The sequence below is a fragment of the Corallococcus sp. AB018 genome (assembly GCF_003986945.1).
Classification (GTDB): domain Bacteria; phylum Myxococcota; class Myxococcia; order Myxococcales; family Myxococcaceae; genus Corallococcus; species Corallococcus exiguus.
This window is the reverse complement of record NZ_RAWR01000303.1, coordinates 1-9,590: the sequence shown is the minus strand read 5'-3', so window position 1 is coordinate 9,590 and position 9,590 is coordinate 1. Positions and strand designations below refer to the sequence as shown.

Below are 9,590 nucleotides of genomic sequence, written 5' to 3'. Positions count from 1 at the left end.
CACCGCCGACCCGCCCGAGTCGCCCCTCCAGCTCAGTCCCTGAACAACTCGCTCCTCGCGGCGCCCGCCGAGCACGGCCGGGGCCTGTCTTCAAGCGTCCCGGCACGACGTCCACCGGACGGTTACGTAGAGCACACCAAGCATGAGGTGGCATTCAGGAATCTTGGGGTCGCCGTCCACGCAGGCTTGTGCCACCTCCAAGGCGTCGTGGGTACGGCCTTGTTTGTTGAGGTCGTTGACGGTGATTTGTATCTCGTTGATGTTTTTTGAGAAGGCGGAGGGGCTTGTTGGGAGGGAAGCTTGGGGCGAGGACGGTTGCTTTGGGTGTATGTCGGAAGGCGTGTTGGCGTTGGCGAGTTTTGCTTGAGTGATGCGGAATGCGTTCTGGCAGCTTGGATTCTTGGGGTAGGTTTCAATGCAGCGCTTGGCTTCGGCGTGCGCTTCGTCGAGCCTGTTGTCCGCCAAGGAGTGGTGGATGAAGAGCAGCGTTGCCCTGATATCGGAGGCTTCTTTTTCCACGGCGGCGGTCGGCTTGTCTGTAGCGGGGGCCTGAGCTGTCGGTTCAGAGCCTTCCTGCTTGTTGACTGCAAAAGGTTGCTGGATGGGCGTGGGAGGTGGAGCCCCCACGGCTGTTCCGGGCGAGTGCGTATCCAAGAGGGCCCACATGCTCACGCCCACGACCATCAGTCCTCCCGCGCTCAACCCATAGAACAGCGGGCGTAAGGTTCCAGGGGACGCCACGATGGACCGAGGCTGGGTTGTCTCCGTGACCGGTGGAGGAGTGGCCACCCGGATGCGCCGGGTCTGGCGCTCGGTCGAGGGCGGCGGCGTCACCGGCTCCTCCGGCAGGACCTGCTGTCTCCAGGACTTCAACTCCTCCAGGAAGGAGCCCGGCACGGACATCTCCCGGCCCTCCTGCGCCAGGTCTCCCCGGAAGAGCACGCGCAACAGGTGCGCGATGGTCATGGCGGAGAAGCGCGGGAAGTTCGAATACAGGAACCCCGCCAGTGCATCCCCGAACGCATGGCTGGATTCGAAGCGATGCTCCCGGTCCGGAGTCAGCGCCTTCATCACGATGTCGTTGAGTTCTCGCGGCAGGTCCGGCCGGAGCACGCTCGGCGCGGGAACCTCCCCTCGCGCCACGCGCATCATCACCACGTGCGGTGGCCCCTCCACCGGCAGCTTCCCGCAGAGCAACTCATACAGCACGACGCCCGTGGCCCAGACGTCCGTGCGCGCGTCCACGTCCTCTCCGCGCGCCTGCTCCGGAGAGAAGAAGAGGTACTTGCCCTTCACCACGCCGGGCGCCGTCTTGAAGCCACGCAGCAGCTGCGCCTTGGCGATGCCGAAGTCGACGATCTTGACCTGGCCCTCGTAGCCCAGCAGCACGTTGTCCGGAGAGATGTCCCGGTGGACGATGCCCAGCGGCTGGCCACTGCTGTTCGTGCGCGTGTGCGCGTAGTGCAGGCCCCGGCACATCTCCATCGCGATGAAGACCGCGACAGGAACAGGCAGGGCACCCAGGTCGCTCTTCAACGCGCGCTTGAGGATGCGGTGCAGCGGCTGGCCATCCACGAACTCCATGGCCAGGAAGTACTCGCCATCCACCCGGCCGAAGTCGAAGACCTGGGCGACATTTCCATGGGAGAGCGTGGCGGAGATGCGCGCCTCGCTGATGAACATGGAGATGAAGGCTTCGTCGTTGGCGTACTCGGGAAGCACCTTCTTGATGAGCACGGGCTTCGTCACGCCCGCGTCGCCTACCAATTGGGCGCGCCACGTCTCCGCCATGCCGCCCCGGCCCAGCCAGGAGACCAGCTCATACCGCCCGAAGACGTCGCCCGCTTGCAGTGCCATGGGGCGGACATTCTAAACCCAGATTCCAGGGAGGACAGAATCGAGACTGTCTTTCTCCTGCTCGGCCGCTTGGGATGTCAGCGAGTGGAAAGGCGGACCGCTCAACCCGCGTTGCCGGTCTTTCCCAGCATCTCGACGACCTTCGCCCGGCGCGGGTGGTCCGTGGGTGCGAGCTTCAGGAAGGTCTCGTAGTGCTGCGTGCTCTCCCGGGGATGGTTGAGCTTCGCGTGGACGGCCCCCAGCATGAGATAGCACTCCGGCATGTCTGGGTTGTTCGCCGCGCAGTCGTTGGCCGCTTCCAGGGCCGCGTCGTAGTCCTTGCTCTGCATCAGGCCGGAGACCTTCTGCTGGACCTCCTGCTGCTTCGTCTTCACGAGCGAGGAGACCTTCTGCTGCACCTCCTGCCGCTTGGAGTCGAGCAGTCCGAAGACTCCCTTCTTGGGCGCGGGCTCGCTCTCCGGAACCGCGGGGGGCGGTTCCTGGACGGCGCTGGCCGCGACGACCGTGGGCTGCTCGACGACTGGAGCTGGCGTTGGCTCCTCGGCCTGGACGCGTTGGGTCGCGCGGACGGGCTTGGATGGCTTCCGGGTGGGATGCGCGGGCCGCGTGGGTTCTGGCTCGGCGGGACTCGTGGCCGGAACCTCCGCAACGAGCTCCGGCTCCTGCACCGGACTCGGGGCGGGCGGTTCGGGTTCGACCTTCGGGGCGGGGGCTTCGACCGCCACCGTCTGGGGCACGGGCGCGGGCTGCGCGACGGGCTGCGGCGAACGCGAGCCCACGAGGAACCAGAGACAGGCCCCTGCCACGGCCAGGCCTCCTGCCGCGCTCGCGCCGTAGAGCACCCTGCGCGAAGGACCTGTCGGAACCGTGGGCGCATCCGGCTGCGTCGTCTCCGTGGGCGGAGGCTTCGCGACGGCGCGCACCATCCGCCGGGTCTGGACCTGCTCAGGCGGTGGAGCATCCAGGATTTTCGCCAGCGCGGGCTCGCCCCACTTCCTCGCCTCGTCATGGAAGGTCTTGGGCACGGACAGCTCGCGGCCCTCGTTCGTCAGGTCCGCGCGGAACAGCACGCGCAACAGGTTCGCGAGGCTCAGCGAGGAGAAGCGCGGGTAGTGGGCATGGAGGAACTCCGCCAGCGCATCCCCGAAGGCATGGCTGGATTCGAAGCGCCGCTCACGGTCCGGAGCCAGCGCCTGCATCACCAGCGCATTCAGCTCCTTGGGCAGGTCCGGCCGGAGCGTCGTGGGCGCGGGAATCTGCCCCTCGGCGATCTTCATCATCACCGTCTGGGGCGGCCCCTCCACCGGAAGCCTCGCGCACAGCAACTCGTACAGCACGACAGCGGTGGCCCAGACATCCGTGCGTGCATCGACCTCTTCCCCGCGCGCCTGCTCCGGGGAGAAGAAGAGGTACTTGCCCTTCACCACGCCGGGCTCCGTCTTGAAGCCGCGCAGCAGCTGCGCCTTCGCGATACCGAAGTCGACGATCTTGACCTGGCCCTCGTAGCTGACGAGCACGTTGTCCGGAGAGATGTCCCGGTGGACGATGCCCAACGGCTGGCCGCTGCCGTCCGTGCGCGAGTGCGCGTAGTGCAGGCCCCGGCACATCTCCATCGCGATGAAGACCGCCACGGGGATGGGCAGCGAACCCAGGCCTGCCTTCTTCGCGCGCTTGATCACCTTGTCGAGCGGCTTGCCGTCGACGAACTCCATGGCAAGGAAGTACTCGTCCTCTACCTGTCCGAAGTCGAAGACCTGCGCGACGTTGCCATGGGACAGCGTGGCGGAGATGCGCGCCTCGCTGATGAACATGGAGATGAAGGCCTCGTCGTCCGCGTACTCCGGAAGGACCTTCTTGATCAGCACGGACTTGGTGACGCCCGCCGCGCCCACCAGCTGGGCGCGCCACGTCTCCGCCATCCCGCCCCGGCCCAGCCAGGACACCAACTCATACCGTCCGAAGGTATCTCCGGCTTGCAGTTCCATATGGGGCGCGCATCCTATACGGAAGCCAGCAAAGCCCGAATGAAGGCCCCCTGCCTGCCGGGCCCGCGAGCAGCCCCTCCCGCGGACAGCGTGAAGCCGTAGGGGTTCTCAGGGGGCGGTCGCCCGCAGCTCGACGAGCTTCTGCACGACATCGGGACGCCGCGGATGATTCGCGGGCGCGTACGCCATGAAGCGCTCATAGCTTCGCGTGCTCTCCGAGGCCTGATTCATCTTCGCCAGGACGTCACCCTGTAACAGGTAACAGTCCGGCTCCCGGGGAAGCCGCGCCACGCATTGGTTGGCTGCGTCGAGTGCTTCCTTCGGGTGGCCTCGCGTCAGGTGCATCAGGACGGCGCTTCGGGAGGACTCCAGCTCCGCCTCGTTGGCGGGCGTCTGCGCCTGGGGCTTGCGCTGCAGCAAGGCCGCCAGTCGATCCGTCACGGCGCTCCGCCGGAGATCGGTGGGGGACGCGTACTGCAGGAAGGCCTGGTAGTGGCTCACGCTCTTGTCGATGGACCGGAGCCGTTCGTGGGTGAGGCCCGCCGCCAGCCGGCAGTCCACGTTGTCAGGCACTGCGTCCACGCAGGTCTGGACCAGCTTCGCGGCCCGCGTCAGCTCCTTGCTGTTCCTGCTCAGGCGATACACGTCATCGAGCAGACTGCGCACCCGGGTCTCACTCCACGCAAGGGCTGCCGGGGGCGGGGACGGGGGAGGAGGTGGCGGTGGCTCCGGAGTCACTCCTGCATCCGCGCCCACGGGTGCAGGTGCTGGATCCGACACCGTCGCCACCACGGGCGGCACGGTGGAGCTTTCTGCCCGCGGGACTTCAGGCACGCGCCGGACCTGTGTCCACCAGACGCCACCGCCCAGCGCCAGCAGCGCCGCGCCCCCCACCGCGAGCCCCACCCATGGCGAGCGGGAGCGGCGGACCGGCGCGACCTCGGCCGTGGGCACATCCGGCGCCTCTTCTTCCTGGGACTCGCGCGTGATGATGACCGGCGCGGGGGACGGACGGGGCGTCTTGATGGCCCGGAGGTGGGGGACCGTGGGGACCTGGTCTGGCGTCACGGGGTTCCGCCACGCCTTGAGCTCCTCCAGGAAGTCGTCGGGAACCGCCAGCTCCCGGCCTTCGTTCAGCAGGTCTCCCCGGAACAGCACGCGCAGCAGGTGCGCGAGGCTCAACGACGAGAAGCGCGGATGATTCGCATACAGGAACCCCGCCAGCGCATCCCCGAACGCGTGACTGGTGGCGAAGCGCTGCGCTGGATCCGGGCTCAGCGCCTGGAGGACGATGCGGTTGAGCGCCTCCGGCAGGTCCGGCCTCAGCTGGCTCAACGGTGGAATCTCGCCGTGAGCAATCTTCATCATCACGACATGCGGCGGACCATCCACGGGCAACCGGCCGCACAGCAACTCATACAGCACCACGCCCGTGGCCCAGACGTCCGTGCGCGCATCCACGTCCTCTCCGCGCGCCTGCTCTGGAGAGAAGAAGAGGTACTTGCCCTTCACCACGCCGGGTGCCGTCTTGAAGCCACGCAGCAGCTGCGCCTTGGCGATGCCGAAGTCGACGATCTTGACCTGGCCCTCGTAGCTGACGAGCACGTTGTCCGGAGAGATGTCGCGGTGGACGATGCCCAACGGCTTGCCGCTGCTGTCCGTGCGCGAGTGCGCGTAGTGCAGGCCCCGGCACATCTCCATCGCGATGAAGACCGCCACGGGAATCGGCAGGGCGGGCAGCCCGCTGCGCATCGCGCGCTTGAGCACCTTGTCGAGCGGCTTGCCGTCGACGAACTCCATGGCGAGGAAGTACTCGCCCTCCACCTGCCCGAAGTCGAAGACCTGCGCGACGTTGCCGTGGGACAGCGTGGCGGAGATGCGCGCCTCGCTGATGAACATGGAGATGAAGGCCTCGTCGTCCGCGTACTCCGGAAGGACCTTCTTGATGAGCACGGGCTTGGTGACGCCCGCCGCGCCCACCAGCTGGGCATGCCACGTCTCCGCCATGCCGCCCCGGCCCAGCCAGGACACCAGCTCATACCTTCCGAAGGTGTCCCCCGCGTCGAGCGCCATGAGACGTCTACCTTAGCCCCAGAATCCCAGGAGCGCCGAATAGACGTCTTCGCGTCTGTCCAACCCTGTGTGTAGGTTGGAACCTCACCCCGGTCAGGGCGACGGCTGCGCGGCCCCGGCGGCGAGCGTGACGTACAGGCGGCCCAGTTCGGTCAGCTCACCCGAGGCGCCCAGCAGGTTGATGGAGGGGATTTCATTGTTGCGGCCGGAGAACCACGCGTAGCGCTCGATGGAGGGCTCCGTCTCCAGATAGCCAATGGCATCCACCATGTACTTCTTCTGCACGTCCACGGTGATTTCGTTGTGCGGCCGGTCGCCGCACGCGAACTCCGTCAGCCAGAGCGGCTTGTTGTACTTCTTGAACTGCCCCACGTACCACTTGAGCGCGCTCAGGTCGCACGCGTACCAATGGATTGCAATGGCATCCACCTGACAGCTCGCGCAGGCCTTGAAGAAGGCATCCAGGTACACCACGGGGTCGGTGAAGGTGACGCCGTCCTCCGACACGCAGTCGCCGCAGTAGTTCACCGCCGGGGACACCAGCTTGAGTCCCTTGCGGCGGGCCACCTCCTCCAGCACGGGCCAGAGTGCCGCGGCCTGGCGGGGCGTCTTGTTCGCCTGCGACTTGAAGTTGGGCTCGTTGAATCCCAGCAGGACCTGCGCGCCCGCCGGAATCTCCGATTCGAGCTGGGCCACCGTGGGCGTGCCGCCCCAGGCCATGGGCACGAAGGAGACCTTCTCCGAGACGTAGACGCTGGCCGCGCCGCTCTCCGGCTTGGGCGACCAGTTGTACCACCAGCTCATCCCCGGGGAGAGCGCCTTCAGGTCCTCCGCCGAGTGATAGCCATACCCGAGGCCCCGCTTCGCGCTCTTCGTCACGCCGGGCGTTTGATCATCTGGCTTTGAGGGCTCCCCGGCCGCGGGGTCGCACGCCACGAGCGGCGACAGCAGGACGGCCAGGGACAGCGCGACGGGGATCCGGAGGGAGGGGCGCATGGCCAGGGACTCTACGCCCTTCACGTCGGGTGGGCGTCGAGCCCTGGCGTCACGCGGCCTTCACGTCACGGCGCCAGCCGGGGCCACGAGGCGGGGCTCGCCCACGTCGCGCCACCACGGCGTCACACCCTCCACGCGCGAGGGCTCCAGGCTCCGGCCCAGGCCCGGCGTGAAGAGGCGCACCTGCTGCTCCGTGGCCAGCTTCACCAGCGTCTCCACGGGCTCGTCCCACGCGTGCAGCGCCAGGTTGAAGGTGCCCCAGTGCACCGGCATCAGCGTGCCGCCGCCCAGCATGGCGTGCGCCTTGAGCGCGTTCTCCGGGCCCAGGTGGATGCCGCCCCAACTCGGGTGGAACGCGCCCACCTCCAGCATCACCAGGTCGAAGGGGCCGCATCGCCGGCCAATCTCCTCGAACTCCGTGGTGAGGCCGGTGTCGCCGCTGAAGAACAGCCGGTGCTTGTCCGTGGTGAGCACCCACGACGCCCACAGCGTCTTGTTGCGGTCGCCCAGGCCGCGGCCGGAGAAGTGCTGCGAGGGCGTCGCGCGGAAGGCCACCGGGCCCACGCGGTGCTCCTCCCACCAGTCCAGCTCGGTGATGAGTTCCGGCGCCACGCCGAAGGCCTCCAGGTGGCGCCCCACGCCCAGCGCGGTGACGAAGGGCACCCGCCGCTTCGCCAGCGCCCGGATGGTGCTCCGGCACAGGTGGTCGAAGTGGTCGTGCGACACCAGCACCGCGTCCAGGTCCGGCAGCGCGTCCAGCGGCACGGGCGTGGCGTGGAAGCGCTTGGGGCCCGCGAAGGACACGGGCGAGACCCGGTCGCCGAAGACGGGGTCGGTCAGCACGCGCGCCCCGTCCACCTCCAGCAGCATCGTACTGTGGCCCAGCCAGGTGACGCGCAGGCCGGTGTCCGGCGCGCGGGTCCAGGCGCCGCGCGGATCCTCCACCGGCAGCGGCGCGGGCGGCGTGCGCTGCGCGCCTCCGAAGAAGTATTCGCCCAGCAGGGGCAGCGCGTTCCCCTGGAGGCCGGCCCCCACGGGGGCGGTGTTGCGGAAGCCGTGACCCTCGAACTGACGGGAGGCCCGGCTGCGTTCGAGGCGGAGTCCCGCGCTGCGCGCGCTGTCGCTGACGGTGGGCATGAGAAGGTGTCTAACACCCACGCATCCGCCGGGCACGGCCACCCGCCTGGAGACCAGGCGGGGAGGCCCCATGCGCCTACTGTGCGTCTTCCGGCGCCACGCAGGCGTTGCTGAGCTGGGTGGACCAGAGCTGCGCGTTCAGCGTGTCGTCATAGGCGCTGAAGTAGACGCGGCTGCCCAGGCGGAAGAACTCGCGCGGATAGGAGGAGCCTCCCTGGGCCGGCGCGGCGATGTCCTTGAGGCGGCGCGTCCCGGCCACCGTGCCGTTGCTCACCCAGGGTTCGATGCCGTCGGTGACCTGATAGGCGCTGAAGAAGACCAGGTTGTCCGCCGCCGCGTACACCGGCGAGCTGTACTCGTCCGACAGGCTGAGCGGCCGGCGCAGCAGCGTGGTGCCCCCGGCGGTGCCGTTCGTCACCCACAGCTGCGTGTCGCGCGGCGCGGGGCCGTTGCTGCCAATGGCCACGGCGAAGTACAGCTTCTTGCCCCCTGGCACCTGGCTCACGGCATCGATGTATGGGAACGCCTCGCCCTGCGACGCGTAGTCATTGGGCAGGGTGACCACGGGCTCCGGGTTCCCGCCGGTGAGGGGCACCCGGTAGATGACCATGTACTGGGTGCTGTAGGACGTCGTCGTGACGTACGCGTACGTGCCCAGCGCGCCCAGCACTCGCATCCCGCGCGTGGAGCCGAAGGACGCCAGCCGCACCGTGCCGGCCGCCGTGCCGTCCGTCTTCCACAACTCCTGCAGGCCGCTGGGCTCATCCAGCTTGAAGAGGGTTTGCGCGCCGGTGGGGCGCACGTCGTTCGGGTAGGTGTCGGGGCCCGCGTCCAGCCGCTTCAGCTGGAAGGTGCCCGCGGAGGTGCCGTCCGTCCGCCACAGGGAGGTGGCGCCCTGGAGCTCGCGCACGAAGAACTGCAGCGCGTTGCCCTGCTTCGCGTCCAGGTAGCTCACGTCCACGCCGGTGCCGAAGTCGCGCACGCGCACCGTGCCCGCGTCGGTGCCGTCCGACCTCCACAGCTCATAGCGCGTGGCGGACGCCGTGGCGTCGTGCGTCTCCTTGAAGAAGACCAGCGTGGAGCCGGCCGCCGTCAGGTGCGTCAGGTACGAGTCCTCCACGCCCGGCGTCAGGTCCTTCACCATCCGGGTGCCGGCCGTCGTCCCGTTGCTCACCCACAGCTCGGCGCCGTGCGTCGCGTCCGGCGCCTGGAAGAAGAGCTGCGCCGGGGTGGCGGTGAGCTGCGACAACAGCGGCGTCCAGGTGCCCGCCGTCGCCGGGAAGCCCTTCACCTCCGTGGTGCCCGCGTCCGTGCCGGTGCTCCGCCACAGGCCGCGGCGGCCATCCTCGTCGTTCACCGCGAAGTGCAGCGTCCCCTGGAAGTCCACGAAGCTGCCCGGCCCCATCGCGAAGCGCGGGATGCCCAGCTCTGAAGGAGGCAGGATGGTCTTCACCCGCTGGGTGCCCGCGGCGGTGGGAAGGCAGAGGCCCTCGGCTGTCACCTCTGGGGCCGAGGTGGGTTCCTGTGCGAGTTCCGCCTCAG

At 68.4% G+C, this 9,590-nt stretch carries 6 protein-coding genes; all 6 read right to left on the bottom strand.

The window, feature by feature from the left end; translation table 11 throughout:
• Positions 1–90: 90 nt before the first annotated feature.
• The gene (locus D7Y11_RS39280) at positions 91–1,857 is read right to left on the bottom strand and encodes a serine/threonine-protein kinase (RefSeq protein ID WP_126936242.1); all 1,767 of its coding nucleotides are present in this window, start codon (positions 1,855–1,857) and stop codon (positions 91–93) included.
• A 101-nt stretch (positions 1,858–1,958) separates the two neighbouring features.
• Positions 1,959–3,842, bottom strand: a complete 1,884-nt coding sequence (locus D7Y11_RS39275; protein WP_126936241.1) for a serine/threonine protein kinase — start codon at positions 3,840–3,842, stop codon at positions 1,959–1,961.
• 108 nt (positions 3,843–3,950) lie between these two features.
• The gene (locus D7Y11_RS39270) at positions 3,951–5,915 is read right to left on the bottom strand and encodes a serine/threonine-protein kinase (RefSeq protein WP_126936240.1); all 1,965 of its coding nucleotides are present in this window, start codon (positions 5,913–5,915) and stop codon (positions 3,951–3,953) included.
• A gap of 93 nt (positions 5,916–6,008) precedes the next feature.
• The gene (locus tag D7Y11_RS39265) at positions 6,009–6,911 is read right to left on the bottom strand and encodes a glycoside hydrolase family protein (protein WP_126936239.1); all 903 of its coding nucleotides are present in this window, start codon (positions 6,909–6,911) and stop codon (positions 6,009–6,011) included.
• A gap of 60 nt (positions 6,912–6,971) precedes the next feature.
• Positions 6,972–8,048, bottom strand: a complete 1,077-nt coding sequence (locus tag D7Y11_RS39260) for an MBL fold metallo-hydrolase (RefSeq protein WP_126936238.1) — start codon at positions 8,046–8,048, stop codon at positions 6,972–6,974.
• Positions 8,049–8,124: 76 nt separating this feature from the next.
• Positions 8,125–9,590 (bottom strand): ELWxxDGT repeat protein (locus tag D7Y11_RS39255; RefSeq protein ID WP_126936237.1); only part of this gene is annotated, 1,466 nt, incomplete at its 5' end.

Coding starts and splice junctions, on each gene's coding strand:
- D7Y11_RS39280 (WP_126936242.1), bottom strand. CDS start 1,857: ATGGCACTGCAAGCGGGCGACGTCTTCGGGCGGTATGAGCTGGTCTCC.
- D7Y11_RS39275 (WP_126936241.1), bottom strand. CDS start 3,842: ATGGAACTGCAAGCCGGAGATACCTTCGGACGGTATGAGTTGGTGTCC.
- D7Y11_RS39270 (WP_126936240.1), bottom strand. CDS start 5,915: ATGGCGCTCGACGCGGGGGACACCTTCGGAAGGTATGAGCTGGTGTCC.
- D7Y11_RS39265 (WP_126936239.1), bottom strand. CDS start 6,911: ATGCGCCCCTCCCTCCGGATCCCCGTCGCGCTGTCCCTGGCCGTCCTG.
- D7Y11_RS39260 (WP_126936238.1), bottom strand. CDS start 8,048: ATGCCCACCGTCAGCGACAGCGCGCGCAGCGCGGGACTCCGCCTCGAA.